The 17,376-nt window shown below is 62.7% G+C and carries 12 protein-coding genes; 5 read left to right on the top strand and 7 right to left on the bottom strand.

The window, feature by feature from the left end:
- Nucleotides 1-146 precede the first annotated feature (146 nt).
- From IRL76_RS00645 to IRL76_RS00635, 3 genes are all read left to right on the top strand, one after another.
- The gene (locus tag IRL76_RS00645) at nucleotides 147-1,550 is read left to right on the top strand and encodes a glucosamine inositolphosphorylceramide transferase family protein (RefSeq protein WP_200982211.1); all 1,404 of its coding nucleotides are present in this window, start codon (nucleotides 147-149) and stop codon (nucleotides 1,548-1,550) included.
- Entirely contained in the window at nucleotides 1,547-2,836 is a 1,290-nt protein-coding gene (locus IRL76_RS00640; protein ID WP_200982209.1) for a glycosyltransferase family 4 protein, read from the top strand. Before IRL76_RS00645 ends, IRL76_RS00640 begins: the two co-directional genes overlap by 4 nt.
- A 68-nt stretch (nucleotides 2,837-2,904) precedes the next feature.
- A complete protein-coding gene (locus tag IRL76_RS00635; protein ID WP_200982207.1) occupies nucleotides 2,905-4,863 on the top strand; it encodes a TIR domain-containing protein in 1,959 nt (652 codons plus the stop codon).
- Here the strand turns inward: IRL76_RS00635 and IRL76_RS00630 are convergent.
- The 6 genes from IRL76_RS00630 to IRL76_RS00605 are packed head-to-tail and all read right to left on the bottom strand — an operon-like array spanning nucleotide 4,823 to nucleotide 12,289.
- On the bottom strand, nucleotides 4,823-6,049 hold the full coding sequence (locus tag IRL76_RS00630) for a hypothetical protein (RefSeq protein ID WP_200982205.1): 1,227 nt from the start codon (nucleotides 6,047-6,049) through the stop codon (nucleotides 4,823-4,825). The two genes, IRL76_RS00635 and IRL76_RS00630, sit on opposite strands and share 41 nt — an antisense overlap.
- Nucleotides 6,046-7,287: a hypothetical protein gene (locus IRL76_RS00625; RefSeq protein WP_200982203.1), complete on the bottom strand. Its 1,242-nt coding sequence runs from the start codon at nucleotides 7,285-7,287 to the stop codon at nucleotides 6,046-6,048. Before IRL76_RS00625 ends, IRL76_RS00630 begins: the two co-directional genes overlap by 4 nt.
- Nucleotides 7,284-8,351, bottom strand: coding sequence for a saccharopine dehydrogenase family protein (locus tag IRL76_RS00620; RefSeq protein ID WP_200982201.1), 1,068 nt, complete (start codon nucleotides 8,349-8,351; stop codon nucleotides 7,284-7,286). Before IRL76_RS00620 ends, IRL76_RS00625 begins: the two co-directional genes overlap by 4 nt.
- A complete protein-coding gene (locus tag IRL76_RS00615) occupies nucleotides 8,348-9,406 on the bottom strand; it encodes a polyprenyl synthetase family protein (protein ID WP_246449876.1) in 1,059 nt (352 codons plus the stop codon). Before IRL76_RS00615 ends, IRL76_RS00620 begins: the two co-directional genes overlap by 4 nt.
- Nucleotides 9,406-10,176 carry a hypothetical protein gene (locus tag IRL76_RS00610; RefSeq protein ID WP_200982199.1) on the bottom strand — a complete coding sequence of 257 codons (771 nt, stop codon included), beginning with the start codon at nucleotides 10,174-10,176 and terminating at the stop codon, nucleotides 9,406-9,408. Before IRL76_RS00610 ends, IRL76_RS00615 begins: the two co-directional genes overlap by 1 nt.
- Nucleotides 10,163-12,289 carry an FAD-dependent oxidoreductase gene (locus IRL76_RS00605; protein ID WP_246449873.1) on the bottom strand — a complete coding sequence of 709 codons (2,127 nt, stop codon included), beginning with the start codon at nucleotides 12,287-12,289 and terminating at the stop codon, nucleotides 10,163-10,165. The genes IRL76_RS00610 and IRL76_RS00605 overlap by 14 nt, the downstream gene beginning before the upstream one ends.
- Nucleotides 12,290-12,491: 202 nt before the next feature.
- Between IRL76_RS00605 and IRL76_RS00600 the strand changes: the two genes are divergently transcribed.
- Nucleotides 12,492-14,300 carry a hypothetical protein gene (locus tag IRL76_RS00600; RefSeq protein ID WP_200982197.1) on the top strand — a complete coding sequence of 603 codons (1,809 nt, stop codon included), beginning with the start codon at nucleotides 12,492-12,494 and terminating at the stop codon, nucleotides 14,298-14,300.
- A 3-nt stretch (nucleotides 14,301-14,303) separates the two neighbouring features.
- Here the strand turns inward: IRL76_RS00600 and IRL76_RS00595 are convergent, their stop codons facing one another.
- The gene (locus tag IRL76_RS00595) at nucleotides 14,304-16,214 is read right to left on the bottom strand and encodes a M1 family metallopeptidase (protein WP_200982195.1); all 1,911 of its coding nucleotides are present in this window, start codon (nucleotides 16,212-16,214) and stop codon (nucleotides 14,304-14,306) included.
- 198 nt (nucleotides 16,215-16,412) lie between these two features.
- On the opposite strand from IRL76_RS00595, the gene IRL76_RS00590 reads away from it, so the two are divergent.
- Nucleotides 16,413-17,282, top strand: coding sequence for a glycoside hydrolase family 16 protein (locus IRL76_RS00590; RefSeq protein ID WP_200982193.1), 870 nt, complete (start codon nucleotides 16,413-16,415; stop codon nucleotides 17,280-17,282).
- Nucleotides 17,283-17,376 lie beyond the last annotated feature (94 nt).

Raw genomic sequence — 17,376 nt, 5'->3', positions numbered from 1 at the left:
CGTTGATCCTCCGCGATCTGGCTGATCCGCCGACCTGGATTGCTCGGCTAGTTTCGGGAATCTCAGACGATCCGGCATTACAGCTTTGCGCCGTGGTTGGTCCGGCTGCGCCACGCAAGAAAGTTGAGGCTGGCTGGGCATACAGGATGCTCCAGCGTGTCGAAACTGCGATCGCCGCACGCAGACCACCTGCAAATCTCGACGAATGGCACGAAAACCTGAACACGGTGCCTCATGTGGCATCGGGCGACGAGGTGTCGCTTGCACGAACAAAACCCGAGGTTCTTCTGGACCTGGCAGGCGATTACGGCCTCACCGTGCCAGCATCTGCAGCGACGCACGGCGTCTGGTTCACCGATGCCACGTGCACGATTCCGGGAGCAGCAGGACTTCGCCCCCTGCTGGAAGGCAGCCCGGTCAGCACGATCAACCTCTTCCGGCGAACCTCGCAACAGCCGGTGCCGTCGCAGATTTCTTCGGCGGCGGTCGACGGCAAATTCCTTGCTGCACGCAACACCTGGTTTCTCGAGGAGAAGTCGGTCGCGCTGATCCTGCGTGAACTGCGCCGCTGTGCGCGCGATCGCAAGCCGGGACAGGGGCGCGAGGGTGCGCTCTTCGTGTCCCCCGCCGCACCTTCTGCGCGCGAATTCATCCGTTACCTGTCGGGTGTGATGGCTGCGGTCGTCGGCAGAGCAACCGACGAATTGGCCCAGCGTCTGCGCCTGAGGCCGGGAATGTTCCATCTGCGGATCGAGCGGGAGGGTTCGTTGCTACGGTTCGCACCCGAAGACGGAGAAGCGACCCGCCCCGACGACAACAGCTATTACGCCGACCCTTTCCTGCTTGAGCGCGATGGCGAGAAATGGTGCCTGTTCGAACGCTACGACTATGCCGAACGTCACGGTTCGATCTGGGCAGGCCGCCTTGAAGACGATCGGGTGGTCGAAATACGCAGCGCCATCGACCCCGGTTACCACCTGTCTTTTCCCGTCCCCATCGAACATGGGGGCGAGTTGTTCGTCATGCCTGAAAGCTGTGCCATGCGGCGGCTGGAAATCTGGCGTTGCGTGAGTTTCCCGGATCAGTGGGAACTGCACGCTACCGCGCTCGAAGATTCGATGATTGCAGATTCCGCCCTGCTCGAGCTCGACGGCGACTGGTGGATCTTTGCCAACATGGCGAGCGACCCATTCGGTGACGTGAGTTCCGAACTTCACCTCTACCGCACCAGTGGGCCGGACCTCGCCTGGGTTGAGCCGCACAGGCTCAATCCGGTGGTGTTCGATTCGCGGATGGCGAGGAATGCCGGTCGCATCCATCGGATCGGCGATGCCCTCTACCGCCCGGCCCAGGACAATTCGCATGGGACCTATGGATATGGCCTGCGCATCATGAAGATCGAAACGGTCGGCAGGGATGAATACCGTGAACGCTCCACGCGCCACGTCCTGCCCGACTTCGATCCCGGGGTCATTGGCATCCATCATGTCGACAGGCTGGGCGACCAGGTCATATTCGACGTTCGCGAACGCATGGGGGGCGCGGCGTGAACGCCCATGCGATCCTTCCACGGAGCGATCCCGGAGGATCGATCGACCGGGTAGTCGTGCTCCACGACTATCCCCATGCCGAAGGTGGGGCGGGCACGCTTGCGACCCTGGCAGCACGGGAGTTCGCAGCGCGCGGAGTCCCCGTGACCTTCTTTTCCGGTGCAAGCGATCTCGACGCGATCTCGGACAAGGGGATCGAGCATGCCGGTGCTACCGGACGTCCGCTTCTGGATCTGCCAGCCAGCACGGCGATCCTTCAGGGATTTCACAACCGCGATGCCAGCGCGCGGCTGTCGACCTGGATAGCCAATTACGACACACCGCGCACCGTTTACCACCTGCACAACTGGTCACAGATCCTATCGCCCGCAATTTTCGCGGCGTTGCGCCCGGTCGAAAGCCGGCTTGTCGTTACCTGCCATGACTTCTTCAACCTGTGCCCCAATGGTGGGGTTACCGACTTCCGTCGGACACAGCCGTGCGAACTGCGGCCAATGAGCGCTCGCTGCATCGCGACCGATTGCGACCGTCGCAGTCGGCTGCACAAGCTATGGAGAACCGCTCGTCACGCAAATCTCGTCCGCCTTGCGCGTTTTGCCCGGTCGGAGGCGACATTCACCTTCATCCATCAGGCCATGCGCGACCGGTTCGTCGAAGGCGGATTTGCCGGGCGAGATCTTGCGGTCTTGCCGAATCCGGTCGAGCCATGGACCGAGAGCCGGGTGCGGGCAGAGGATAATGCCGGCTTCCTGTTCGTCGGGCGACTCAGCCGGGACAAAGGGGCAGATATCGCTGCCGAGGCCGCTGCGCAGAGCGGCGTGCCGATGACACTGGCGGGCACTGGCGAGCTATTTGGCAGCCTGCGGCATCGTGCGCGCGGCGTACGGCTGGCGGGATGGTGCGACCGTTCCGACTTGAGAGCTCTCGCCCGCAATGCCCGCGCAGTGGTGGTGCCAAGCCGGGTCACGGAACCCTTCGGCCTCGTTATCATCGAGGCCGCGGCCAGCGGTGTCCCCGTGATCGTCTCCGACCGGGCCTATCTGGCGGCAGATGCGGAGCGGCTGGGTTTCGGCCTCGCCTTCGACCCGGCCCAGGACGGAGCTCTTGCAGCCATCCTCGACAGGATTTCACGCGATCGCACTGCCGTGGAACGGATGAGCAAGGCCGGGCACGCGATTGCCAGCCGCCTGGCCCTGAGTCCGGAAGACTGGGCGGACCGGCTCTTGGTCCTCTTCGAACGCAAACTGGGCCACATTTCTGCAGGCGCAGGCGTCCCCCTTCATTAGGACAAGTTGTATTAGCTCCAGCATGACCCTATCATCGGGCAAGTCTCGATAGAGGGGGCACTTTCCCGGTGACGGATGTATTCGTTTCCTATGCCAGGTCGACACAGGCGCACGCTCGCCGTGCCGCGCGTGCGCTGGAGGAAGCGGGATACTCGGTTTGGATCGACGACGAATTGCCCGCGCATCGGGCTTTTTCGACCGTGATCGAGGACCAGTTACGTGGTGCATCCGCAGTGCTGGTGCTGTGGTCCGAAGATGCACGCGCCTCTCGCTGGGTCCCCGCCGAGGCCGACATGGCATATAATTCGGACAAGCTCGTGCAGATGAGCGTCGACGGCGCACTTCCGCCGCTTCCATTCAACCGCATGCATTGCGAGATGCTCTCGCACTGGGAAGGCGATGCGGACGATCCCGCGTGGCGCAAGATCCTCGATAGCGTGGCCGAACTTTCCGGGCGGGGGACGGGTCCCATTCACCCCGTCGAGGCGGTCGCCGCCTTCAAGCAGGAAAAGCCGAAACGAGGCCCGACGGAAAACGTCCTCGCCGTCCTCGCTTTCGACAATCTCTCGTCCGACCCCGACCTCGACTATTTCTGCGACGGCGTGTCCGATGAAATCCAGCGCACGGTCGCGCGCGCAACCTCGCTGAAGATTGTCGCACGCGCATCCAGCTTCCAGTTCCGCGGCGCCGACAAGGCAACCGCCCACGTAGCGGCCGCACTCGGTACGACGCACCTGCTCGACGGCACGGTCCGGCGAGGGGGCGACAGGGTCCGGATTTCGGCCGAGCTCGTGGAATGCTCGAGCTGCTCGGCCATTTGGGCGGATCGCTTCGACGGTACTCTCGACGATGTTTTCACGCTGCAGGAGGAAATCGCCGAATCCGTGGCGCAGGCATTGAAGGTGGCGCTTGAACCGGCGGTGGCGGAACGCCCGCTTTCCTCCATCGATTACGAACGGTTCCTGCGCGCCAAGGCACACCTCGCCGGTGGGGATTCGGTGTTTGACGATTCCGCATTCAAGGCGATTCCGCTGCTCGAAAAGGTCGTCGACGCCCGTCCCGATTTCGCACCCGCATGGGAGATGCTGGCGACGGCACGTGCGACCGAATTGCGGTCGGGTCACTCGCGCATATCCTATTCCGAGGGAGCAAGAAGGACGCGCGAGGCAGCCGAGCAAGCGCTGTCACTCGATCCCAACCGGACCCGCGCCTTGCTTGCCCTTGCCCTGCTCGAACCCTGGGGTGCGTATACCAAGCGCGAAGAGTTGCTCGACAAGGCGCTTGCGGCTTCGCCCAACGACCCCTTCGTCCTTACCGAACTCAGCAATTTCTACTGGTCGGTTGGCCGCGCCCGCGAAGGCATCGCGCTGGCCGAGCGGGCGTTCGAGCTCAATCCGATGCTACCGGCCGCCGCGATCCAGGTCGCGCAGATGTTGGCCTATGTCGGCGAACCCCAGGCCTCGATGAAGCTCCATCGTGAACTGTACCGGCGGTGGCCGGACAATCCGGGGATGCTGATGGCCCTGCTGAACATGGCGGGCACGACCGAGCTGTGGGACGATTTCGACGAAGTGGTCAACGACATCGAAAAGTTCGACGGCTGGCAGGCAGTCGACCTGAAGGCATCGCGCGCATTCTCGCTGACGGTTCGGTCCAAGGACCCCGAGAAGGCCAAACGCCGCATCGCGCGCTACCAGGAACTGCTGGAGGCGACCGGCACCGTCCCGATAAACATCATCACTGGCATCAGCGTCTTTGGTTTCCCCGAAGAGGCGCTCGATATGGCCGAGAAGGCCAATTACGACTTCATATTCCAGCCCGAAGGAAATCGCGCCGGGACCTATTTTCATGGGACCATTTTTGGCCCCTGGAGCCAGATGCGCGAACTGCCGCGGTTCGTAGACCTTTGCGACCGGCTGGGCCTGTGCCGTTATTGGGTGGAAAGCGACAAGTGGCCCGACATGATCAGCGAGCTACCCTATGACTTCAAGGACGAGGTCCGGAAGCGGGTGACGGCTCAGGCCTGATTTTCGAATCCACCAGCATGTGATGATAATTGGGGCTGTCGCCATAGGCGTGCAGGACCTTGATCACATCGAATTGCGCATCGGAAGTGAAGTAGACGGCCAGCCGGACGTCCAACCTTACGGCGGGCAAATCCCAGTCGATCCCGACGTCGTCGATATGCATCCCCTTACCCAGATGTCCCGATTGGCCCGCACCCTCCTTCGGTCGCTCCAGGCCGAAGAGGTTGGTCAATTGTTCGCTGAAGCTGGCCGACCACATGAAGCGGACGTCGACGCGCTCCTTCGGCAGGCATTTGAAGCCATCCAGGTTCGAATGGCTGACCTGCGATGAGACCAGCGCCCTGTAGGCGGCCAGATAGCTGTCGTTCGCATCGCGATACTGCTTCACGGAATTCAGCTCGATCTCGGGCACTTCGAAATGCTCACCCGGTTTGTCGATGGACCATTCCGGCGGAAGGATACTGCTGAACGTCAGGAGGAACTTGCGCACCTCGGCATCCTGGTCGAGCAGTTCCTTCATTGACGGCAACGGAGGTCCGACGGTGCTTCCCGGGGGTCCGTCGCTCCCCTTCGGTGGATCGGCCTGTTCACCACTTCGCAACTGTGCAGGCGGGTCGGTCACCATCGGACCCCCACGAATATGCATGCCCCCCAGATCGCGAACCTGCGAGCGTGGGTTGTATGTGGAGAAGCCATGCAGGTCGACATCCATATGAAAGTCCTGCCCGGTCGAGCCCTCCGCAATCAGCACGTCGGCCATGCCCTTTTCGCCACCATAGATTTCGCGGCTGGAGAAGGTGACGTAGCTGTTGTTGTCGAAATAGAACGGCTGCACCCAGACCAGGGTCCGCTCGACCAGCAGATTGTCGTCGGTCCTGCGATAACGCGCTGCCGGAAATGTCCAGATGACTTCGCGGTGCTTCAGCGTTCGCTCGGGGTCTTCGCTCTCATGCAGGCTCCTGAAATCGCCGTGATCGACCACTGTGAGGAAGCCGAACGAAGGCTCGGCCCAGACCTCGTAGTGATACTTCGCGCGGTCCGGACCCTTGGAATTCATGAAATGCTCGAGATAATTCCTGACCTTTTTCGCAGGGACCGCCGCCAGAAACAGCCAGGTCTGCGCCGCCTTCGTAGTCCACGGGGTCAGCATGTGTCGGGTCGTGAAGGATTCGATGAAGCGCGTCATGGCATCGGCCTCGGCCCGAAGAAGCCCTTGAGCGGGCGGAACCAGCGTGCCGTGAGGTCGCTCGACCCTCGCTTCAGCACTTGCCCGTGGCCGCCCTCTTTCCTGTCCTTGCGGATATCGAACTCGTGCAGAACCCGCATGTCATCGAAATCGACATTGGCCGAGAACTTGAAGGCGCCTACGACCTTGGCCATGCGCCCGGTAATCGACACGGTCTTGTCCAGCTCCGGATAGACCACCAGCGGCTTCTTTAACTCGTCGCCGAGGATCACGTCGACGGCCTCGCGAAAACTGCCGACGTAGTTGAACATGACCCAGATATCCCGCTCGTCGTAGAAATCGAGGTTGCTGATCTCGGAGTATTTCGAACGGCAACCGACCAGCGCCTGGTAGACAGCGCACTCCGGGTCGACGGCATCCCGGTACTGCTTCAGGGCAACGGTCTGCATGGTCGTCGGGACCAGGCCGAGTGACGCATCGTCGACAAAATTGGACAGGCCCGCGATCTTTTCCAATGCCCAGCGGACCGGTTTGGCCTGGAATGCGGTGGCCAGCGACTTGAGCGGCTCGGTCGCGCGGAAAGTAGGCAAAGCGGGTCCGGTCTGGACATAGAGGAACGGAAGGTCGTGTTGCATCTCGGGAGAATTCCCGTCCCAGCCCGGCATGTGGACCTCGCCGAGGAAGCTACCCGGCAGGTAGCCCGGACCGATATCGATGCGCGACATCATCTTGCCGAGGCCAAGCATTTCGCGGCCGCAGACGCACGACCAGGGCTGGTCCACGACGATGAACGGCAGAATCCATTCGAGTTCGGATTCGACCAGCAATCCCTTTGGACCAACTCCGTAGCGCATCACCGGAATTGCGGCGAAGACCTCGTTCTGGCTGGTGGTTCCACGATCCGCCATCGGCACGATGAAATCGGGGTTCGAACTCGGAATGGGATTTTCCGAATCACGCCCATTCCCCCCTTTGACCACGTCGGGCGCAGCGCTGATCATCACGGGATAATGCAGGAACAGGAGCTGGGCGAAAGGCCAGGCGGGCACGGCCCGATACTCGAACCCCCGCTCCTCGCGCGTGCCCAGGTTGAGGAAATCGTCGCAATATTTCTGCACCGCCTTGAGGTCCGCCTCGATGACGAACCCCTGGACGTCCACGTTGGGAAAGAAATAGGGCGGCGCCACGTCGAGCGAGTTGTCCGACTGCACGTATTCGGGGCTGTGGTTGGGCCTCACGCCGCGCTCCTCCCGCTCAACGTCTCGAATTCACCGGCTCCCGACGTTTCGACAAGCGATGACCCCATTAGTCGTGCGGGCGTGTTGAAGCCCGGCTGACTTTCTCCCGCAAGGACCCGGCGAACCACCTCTTCGGCGATACGGGCCGAGGCACCGTATCCATCGAGCGTCTCCAGGCGCAGCAATCTTGGCCGTCGCCAAGGGTCCAGCGCTTCCACCACCATGCTAAAGCGGGCCGAACCCCGCGCGACTTCCGGCGGACCTTCGCGCAAAGCTCGGGTGATCAGTCCTCCGACCGCACGAAAGGCATTTCTCCCGGTAAAGCCCATCCCCAGACCCGTACCGCGATATGTCGCGCGTTCGTGCCAGCGCATCTCGTTGTAGACGGTTACGTTTGGGACTCCGGTGGTGAAATGGCCGGTAACGACATCCGCCCAGCTCATCGCCACGGCCTCGCTCATGCCCTCGCCGAAATCGAATGCCTTCGCCAAGCTCCCAGAAGGAACCTCGCACAGCTCCCCATCACGGCAAATCAACGCGGTCGGCGCGACAAGACCCGACATGCTCGTAGCGCTGCCACGGGACACGACCTGAGCACGCGAGACCCCAAGGTCGAGCTGGGCAGTATCGGGCCAAAGTTCGACCGCACGCAGAAGCAGGCAGTCTGTCGCTGCGATGGTCAGCCCTACACCGGGCAGCAGCATTATTCCTGCCGCCCGCGCCTCTTCATCGCGTGCCATAATGTCGATGAATACCGGCCATTCGCCACCGAGGTCGAGGTAGTGGGTTCCGGTCGCAAGGCATGCGTCGATCAGCGGCATGGCCGTGCGGTCGAAGGGCCCTGCCGCATTGAGCATGATGTCCGCGCCTGACAGCGCGAACACTGTCTCTGCCCGATCCGAGAGATCGAAAGAGCACCATTCGCGATCGAGAGGTTGAGCCACGGCTTCAACCTTGGCCGCGTTCCGGCCCGCCACGACGAGTTCATCGACCTCGTCCAGCTGCGCGGCGATCATGCGGCCGGTATAGCCGCTTGCACCATAGAGGATCACTCGCCCCCTCATGGTCGGTCGAACACCCAGCGCACCAGCCCGGCAAGGAACTGGCGATCCTCACAATCGCCAATGTCGCCGTAGGCCTGTTCGAACTCCTGAAGCGCAGCGCCGGCCATGGCGGCTGCAACCTTTCGTGCGTAAGCGATGGAGCCTTTGCGCTCCATCAGTGCGGCCAGCCAGAGAACGTCTGCGTCCGTGCGTTGATCACGTGTCAGGCCGAGGAAAGTATCGATCCGCTTCCTCTCGTTCACCGATGCAGCGTTACGGACATGAACGAGCATGAGCGTACGTTTCGCTTCGTAGAGATCGCCGTTTTGCTCCTTGCCGTAACCGGGGTCCTCAGAAAGGTTGCGCAGGTCGTCCTCAATCTGGAATGCGATGCCCAGGAAATGGCCGAAGCCGATCACGCGCTGCGGATCGGCCCGGCCCCACGAGCCGACGATCAGGCCCAGTTGCGCGGGCCAGATCATGCCCATCCACGCGGTCTTCTTCAGCGCCATGCGGAAGTAGTCCGCCTCGGCAAGGTCGGTAACATTGCGGTCGCGCCAACCCAGCTCAAGCGCCTGCCCCTCGGCAGTCTGGCGAGCCATCGTCATCGTAACATCCAGCACCTGTCGTCCGACATCGGATCCCATGGTGCGTACCGCATCGAGCAATGGCCTGAAGGCGGTGAACAGCAGCGCGTCGCCGGCATTGATTGCCAAGGGCATGCCATGGATAGCATGCAGGGTCGGTCGTCCGCGCCGCATGTCGCTGCCGTCCTGCACATCGTCGTGGATCAGCAGGGCATTGTGGAGCAGCTCTACGGCCGCTGCGCAGCGATAGACCTCTTCGCGTGCTTCGCCGAAGATACGGGCATTGGCGATGCAGATCGCCGGACGCATCATCTTGCCGCCGCGATCGGGGTATTCCGCCAGCAGCGGGTCGAGAAAGGGCTCGGGGCTGTCGTTCTCGAGGTAGCGTCGCAATTGTCCCTTAGTCGCGGCCGAGTAACGGGCAAGCAGTCCGTCCGGCGGGAGCGAGGGGTGGATCATCTCCAACCGGTCCTGCCCCCTCGTGGCCATCAGCCGACCTTCAGGACCATCAGACCAAGGGGCTCGTCCTGGTCGCCGGCATAGATTTGACCGACATAAGTGCCCGCAGGCTGTCCGGAAGGAACTGGAACCGTGGCGACCAGGCCCATGATGGAAACGTCGAAGGAAAATTCGACTTTGCCAGGCAGTTTTGCCTTCCCATCACGGGTGGTCAGCGGAGTTACTGAAAGCTGTTCCGGTCGGGTAGGCTTCTTCGGTCGCTGGAGCATGGCGTGCTGGTCCTTCGCACCCTCCTTCGCGCCTTTGATCCGGACAGTGAGCAGAAGGCCTGAAGCTTCGTCCCCATGTCCCTTGTGCTTGCCCTTCCCGTGTTCACGAAATGACGGCACCTTGGTGGCACCGGGCTCCGGCAAAGTCGCAACTGCGGTCATCTGGTGCAGAAGCTGTTCGACGATATCGATCGTGGTCCCGCTCAACTGACGTGCCAGGTCGAGCAACCGCAGGATCATCGTCTCCACGTCATGGGGGACCTGGCGCATGTTGTATTGGCCCTGGCGGAACTTCTCCGCCGCTTCGCGCCCCTGGGCGATGGTCTTGGCAAGCGTGTCGTAGCTTGATCGAACCGCATCTGCGACCGCCTCGTCGATCGCCGGATCCTTCGAGTGGTCGCGCTCCTCAGAATCGGCGCGCTTGGCGTTTGCCGCCTGGGCCCTGACACCGGACCGGATGGCGTTTGTGCGCGCGGGTTCCGGCTTCTTGGAACGGGCTTTGTTGGGCGACTTGCTCTTAGGGGTGGTCATAAGCGGTGATGTCCTCCAGCCTCGGCGATCCCGACAAGGCGTGTGCAGCGAGCAACCCCGACATGACCGCGCCTTCGACGCAGCCTGAATGGAATCCGCTATCGGTCCAGTCGCCTGCGATTGTCAAATTGTCATAGCTCACTTCGAGCGGTGAAATGCGGTGCCGATGGCTACCGGGCTTATGCAACACGTAGCGATCCGAAGGGTTCACATTGGCTCGCCAGTACTGCGTCGCGAAACGTTCGCGTCCCTTCGGTTCAGCCTTCATGGTACCGTCGTCAGGTGCTTTCAGGATTTCCCAACGGAATCCGCCCGAGGCGTCGAAAGCGCCTGGCCAGACTTCGCGCATCGGACCAGTCAGGTATTCCTCGGCATTCCGGCGTACCTCCTGGGCACGACGTGCCGGATAGTCGCGGTCCTTGTCAGAGGGCGGCGTTTGCGGCTCCGGAAGGACTGCGCAGAAATAGACCGATGTCACAGGCGGCCTTTTCCATCCTTCCTCCGGCACGACATGCGCCATGTCGCACCAGGTGTCGAAAGGTTTGGCCGAGGCACCGGTAATGTAGGCCGGGCCATCCCAACCGAGAGTCTCGATATCTTCATCGAGCCAAACCTGAAACGCTTGCGACGCGACAGTGCTGACATTGTCGACCATTCCCCGCCAACGCTGGTCGTGTTCGATAAGCTCATTTGCCACATGAGGCACCGCACCAAGGCCGACGCAAAGCGCGACAAGGTCGAAATCCTCACCTACCTCCAGCGTGCGGGTGCCTGCCTTGCGCCGGTCCCAGTGGGATTCGAGGTTCCAGCCTTCGCGCTCGATTTTCCGGCCCTCCCTCAGCTGGTCGAGCAGCGGGTAGGATGGCCAGCAGGGCCTGTCTTTCACCGGGATCAGCGGCTTGTATTCCTCATCACCGGCAACCCTTGCCTGGACGTCGAAGGTCAAACTGCCGACATGGTCCTTGCCCTCGCCGAGACCCATGTCCGTCAGGCGGTGGAAGAACTCGAAGCGGACGCCACGACGCTTGAGCGCCGTGTAGAGCGGTGCGAAAACCACGTCCCCCATGCCTGCGCGCATCCGCCACATGAATGCACCGCGATACCCGAAGAACGTGCGCATCGTGCCGCGCAGTCCCTGCCCAGCGGAAATCGCCGGCTGGTCCGGGTCTCCATGCACATAGCCCATCGCAAGGTCATAGAGGCCACGCATGAACGGGGACTGCAGGGCGCGAACCGATGCGCCGTTGATCCGCATCCATTCGCGGCACTCGTAGTCGTCGATCGATTCCAGTCCACGCGGGTGCGAGAGCGCGTTGAACCGGATCAGTCCGACGGTAGAGGCCAGTGCAAGGTCGGCAATCTCCCACAGGAAGCGATTGGGATCGTCGGCGATCCATTCGTCCTCGATCCAGTTGCGCAGGCGATCGAGTGTGCCCTGGGCCGCATGCAGGAGGCTGTCCGCAGTTTCTGGCGTCATGGTGCGAACCAAGGCGGAAAGAACGCCAAGTCCCTCGGCCAATGCGGCTGCTCCTGCGAAGCCGCCCAACTTGGCGAGATAAAGCAACCGCGCCTTGATTGCTCCCTCCGGTGGTCGATCAAGTCCCGACAGGGTGCCTTCACCATCAACTCGCGTGTCCAGCACCAGCGAACGAAACAGGTCGAAGGCGCGCGACAGGTAATAGGGCAGGCTGAAGACCAGGTCGGGTGGCAGGGGATCACCAGGCAGTCCCGGCCGCGGCGGCATGTGCGCGGTCCATTTCTGGAATGTGCCGTCTTCGCCTGTCGAACAGAGTGCGATGTCGTTTTCGGGCGTCCAGGCATCGCGCCAGTCGCCGTAGACATGGCCCAGACCAGCCGCTTCGAGTTCCGCATGACATTCGCGCATCATGCGAAACGAATTGTCGTAGAAACCCAGCCAGATGTGGAGCCCGTGTTCCTCGATCCTGCCACTCGGACCGCGGCCGGAAGCCCCTTTCCCGCCAAGCCGCCACCCCTCCTGGTAGACAGTGACCTCGTACGCCCCGGCAAGTTCTGGCTTGGTCAGTTCCCAGGCGACCGTCATCCCTGCGCACCCGCCACCGATGATGGCAACTTTGGTGGGCCCTTCGCTCAACGGTCTTTCGCCGCTGGCAAGCTTGGTTGGAATGGCAGGTAGCCCATGATTCCCTCCTCCCCCGAAGAGGTGACAAGGGGTTCCACAAACGCGCGGCTTTGTCCACACCTCGCAAGGATAGGTCAGCCCGTGCCTTTTCTCTTGGTGCGTGGGGAGTTACACCCTCCCCACGACGCCGGGGACAGGAGGGCATCGACGAGCCATGGGTGAAACTGCAGCTCATGCCGATTTCCGGCCGCGTCTCGCCCTGAGGTTCGGGATTACCGGGCATCGCCCACCTCGCCTGAGCGCCGACCACCACGAAACCATTCGCGACCACTGCAAGGACGTGTTCCGCAAGGCAGAGGAAACGCTTGCCGAACTGCATCGCGAGCATGCGAAGGTCTTTGCCCCTGAAGCACCGAATGCCAAGCTGGTCACGTCACTGGCAGAGGGCGCGGATGTCCTCGCCGCGCAGGCTGCGCTGGAGGCCGGGCTCGGTATTTCGGTCTGCCTGCCCTTCCCGCCCGAAACCTATGCCGAGGACTTCGGCAAGGAGGAATGGAGCGATACGCAGGCGCTGATCGACCGCGCGGATTCTCTGATGGCACTGACCGACCATCACGGTGCGGACACCGCCGCATACGAAATGGCCGGCAAGATGGTGCTGGGGCAATGCGACATACTGCTGGCCGTGTGGGACGGCGAGGCATCGCGAGGGCGCGGTGGAACAACAGAGGTGATCGCCGAGGCAGTGGCGCTCAACCAGCCGGTTATCCATATCGACGCCACCGGCAAGTCGCCACCCGAACTGCTGTGGGGAGGCTTGCACGAAGCAATCCCCGAACGCCCGTCGATCGACGGCGTAGAGCGCGCGCCGGCAAGCGAGGCGCTGCCCGAGCTGATCCGGGCTCTGTGCGAACCCCCGGTCAGGCCGGAGGACCTCAAGTCGCTTGAGAAATTTGTCGCGGGCGACATGAACCTGCGGCGCTATTCATTTGGCTGGCCGATACTTCTCGCGCTGACCGGTGCGAAGCCGCTGGCATCGCTGCGCCTCACCTCGGGAAGCGCCGAAGAAAGTGCCGACTACATGCGCAGCCATGTGGCGCCCTTCTCCACCTGCGGCGCATTCGGGACGCGCCTCAACGAGAAGGTATTGTCACGCTTCGGACGAGCCGATGCGCAGGCCAACCAGTTCTCCCTCCGATTCCGTTCCAGCATGGTGACCAACTTCACCATGGCCGGACTCGCGGTCCTCTTCGCCCTGTCCGGCCTCCTGGCTCCCGAGCTGAAAAAGCTGTTCATCATCGGCGAACTGATGGTGATCACCGCGATCATCCTCAACACCCGCGGCGCACAGCGCCTGAAGCTTCATCAGTTTTGGCTCGACCGCCGCCACTTGGCCGAACGGCTGCGCCTGTTGAGCTTGTCTTCGGTGCTGGGCCGGCTTTCATTGCGGGATGTGGAGGATGGGACGAGACACCCGGGCTGGGTCAGCTGGTATGCCCGCGCGACCGCACGCGAGCTTGGCCTTGTCACCGCAGTTCTCGACAAAAGTTTCCTCAAGATCGTACGTAATGCGATCGTTTCGATGATCGACGAGCAGGTCGAATATCACATCGCCAATGCTGGGGTGATGCACCGTGCCAACCACCGTTTGCACCAGGCGGGGGACTTCCTCTTCTACGGTACGATCATCGCCTGCATCGCCTATCTGACGGTTTCACTGGGCATGGGCCACATGGCCGATAACTGGGGCATTGCGCCGCTCGTGACTTTCGTCACGGCCCTGTTCCCGGCCATTGCCGGCGCGCTTTACGGCATCCGGACACAAGGCGATTTCGCCGGGACGAGCGAACGGTCGACCGTCATCGCCTATCGCCTCGAACAGCTGCGCGCGGCCATCGCGTCCGATCCGCTCACCTACGAGCGCCTGGTCGAAAGGTCGCACAGGCTGGGCGAGATAATGCTCGCCGAAGTCCAGCAGTGGCGCCTCCATTACGAGACGCGGCCGTTGAGCCTGCCCGGCTGACGGCTATTCCTTGGCCATCAGCCGGTCGACGGCACCCTGCGTCACCGAATGGTAGGTCTCGCGGGTTTCGGCATAGATTCGCTTGGCGATCGGCCGGCCCCAGTCACCCTGGTTCCACAGCGCCTGGAACAGCGGGCGCACGAATTTTGTGCGACCGACATGGCCGAGGAATTTCTCGACCTGCGGGACGGCGGGTTGGTAGCGATTGGCCATGGCCAGCTCGAGCCATAGGAACAGTTCTTCATTGTTGCCGCTCGCGGACAGGCCCAGCCGATCGTCCAACTGCGCCAATTCGGCAGCGTCGAGCTTGCGCGGGAGGTTCTTTAGGAAGCGCTGGCGCTCGGCCGACGTCCAGGTCTCCCAACCGGCGGGACGGATTCCGTCCTTGGCGTAGGCTGCAGACGCCGCATCGACGGTCGCAAAGGCGGCCGGATCAGGCGTGGCGACATTGTCGGGAAGGCCCGGGTAGTAGATCCATTCCTTCAGCTTGAGGCGTTCCGCCTCGGCATCGCTGCCCGCGAGGTTCGCCTTCAGGTCGGCATAGATCATGTCGGACGTTGCCGGCTGGAAGGCGTGCTTGTCGAACCACTGGCGCAGCCATGCGTCGAATCGCTCGCGTCCGGTCTCCTTCTCCAGCGTGCGGAGGAAGGCGGCACCCTTGTTGTAGATGATCGCCGAGCCGGCACTTTCTGTGCCGTCGGGCTGGTGGAGTGCGGTCCCCGGCGCATCGCGACCAACCTCGTCCAGCGTCTCGAGGATCGCCATGTAGTCGAGCGCGACCTCCTGCTTGGCACGCTTGCTGCCATAGACCGCCTCGACGATGCGGTTTTCGAAATAGGACGTGACGCCTTCGTTGAGCCAGCTGTCGCCCCACACCGCATTGGTAACCAGATTGCCCGACCAGCTGTGCGCGAGTTCATGCGCGACGAGGCCGTTGTTGCTTCGGTCGCCCGCGATGAAGGTCGGCGTGAGGAAGGTCATCACCGGGTTCTCCATCCCGCCGTAGGGGAAGGCGGGCGGTAGTACGATCATGTCGTAGCGCCCCCAGCGATAGGGACCGTAGAGGGCTTCGGCCGCCTCGACCATTTCCTCGGTATCGCCCACTTCGGCCCGAGCGCGTGCGAGTGTCGCAGGCTCGGCCCAGACGCCGGTCCGCGAGCCGACCGGGGCGAAATCGATGTCACCCGCCGCAATGGCAATGAGGTAGGGCGCAACCGGCTTGTCCATGACGAAGCGGAAGGCGCGGCGACCGTCGCCGAGGTCTTCGGGCTCGCCCTGGATGATGCCGGACATGACCACGTCCAGCGGTTTGGGTGCCGTGATGCGGGCTTCCCAGGTCTGGCGGATGCCGGGGCTGTCCTGTGTCGGGATCCAGCTGCGGTTGAGGATCGCCTGCCCCTGGCTGAAGAGATAGGGGTGGACCTTGCCCGCGGTCTGCTCCGGCCTCAGCCATTGCAGCGCTTCGGCATCTGCGCCCGCGCGATACTGGATTTCGACATGGTCGGTACGGGCACCCGCAGCATCGACCAGATCGATCGTCAGCGGGGCACCCTTTTCGCCCTCGCTTGCGCCCATGCGCCAGCCAAGTTCGCGGCCCTTGCCATCGGTCACGCGAAGGATCTCGAGGCCGAGCGCATCGAGGATCACCTCTGAAGCATTCGGGGCGGCAAGGATGTCGAGCGCGGCCGTCCCGCCGACCCGCTTGGCACCGAAGTCGAGCGCCAGATCGAGTGCAACATGGGTGACGCGCGCCTCCTGCGGCTTGGCATAGGTCGAGGCATCGAGCGCATCGGGCGTCGTCAGGATCGGCGCGATCATCGTCGGCTCGCGCGTTTCGGGAGCGACTGCGACACCGGTGGTGGTGCAGGCAGTCGACGCAAGCAACAGGCTGATGGCGGGGATGATGCGACGCATGGTGTTCTCCGGCTAATCTTTCGGTTCCCGTTCATCTCGGGATGATACGGGGGCAACGCGCGGTGCCTATTGCCGATCCGGCCGCCAAGTTCCAGCTTCGCGCGCGAAAACGTATCCGCAGCTATGGCCAGACGGCCTGACGGTGTGCATGATAACGTTCTCATAGCGGCCGGAGAGTCGCTTGTCGGGAGAGCCAGAATGACGTTTCGCGCCCTTGCCTGCCTGATCCTTGCTGCTGAAGCCGTGAATCCGGCGAGCGCGCACGAGACGGGTTCGCCGCCGACCGATCGCCCGGTGATATTCGCTGACGAGTTCAATGGCGCGTCCCTCGACAGGACGAAGTGGAATGTGATCGGGCCCGACTTCTGGGTCAACAACGAGCAGCAGGCCTACATCGACGATCCGGGCGTCATCGCCATCGTGGACGGCATCGCCGGGGCGGACGGTGGCGTGCTGATGCTCCGCCCGCAGCACCTTCCGGGCATCGACCCGCACCCGACGCGCAAGGCCCCCTTCGTCAGCGGCCGGATCGACAGTCGGGACAAGTTCGACTTCACCTATGGCCGCGCGGAGGCGCGCATCCGCATGCCCGATGCCGAAGGCGTGTGGCCTGCCTTCTGGCTGCTGGGCAACGGCAAGTGGCCCGACACGGGCGAGATCGACATCATGGAGTTCGTTGGCGAAAAGGACTGGGTCGGGGTTGCCCTCCACGGTCCCGGCTATTCGGGCGAGACGCCGCTGGTCGACAAGTACTTCTTTCCCAAGGGCGTCGATGTGACCCAGTGGCACACTTATGCGGTCGAGTGGAAAGAGAACCAGATCGACTTCGAGATCGATGGCCAGGTCACTTATCGCGTGACGCGTCCGATGGTCGAGAATTACGGCAAGTGGCGCTTCGACAATCCCAAGCACATCATCCTAAATTTCGCGATGGGCGGCGCATATCCGTTCAAGACCAACGGCATCAAGGAGCCGTACAACGGCGTACCGCAAGAAACGGTCGCGAAGGTCGAAACCGGGACGGTTGCGATGCTGGTCGACTGGGTGAGAATCTACGCGCCGGAGTGACCGCCGCCCGGGAGCAGGTCCCGTCCGGCTTGGCAGTCCCCCGCCCATGCTGTAGCCTTTTGCCCACAATCCGGGTCGCGTCGATGTTCTGGGA

This window comes from Qipengyuania soli (assembly GCF_015529805.1).
GTDB lineage: Bacteria > Pseudomonadota > Alphaproteobacteria > Sphingomonadales > Sphingomonadaceae > Qipengyuania > Qipengyuania soli.
Note: the sequence above shows the minus strand (reverse complement) of the source record. Positions and strands in the feature narration are given on the sequence as shown.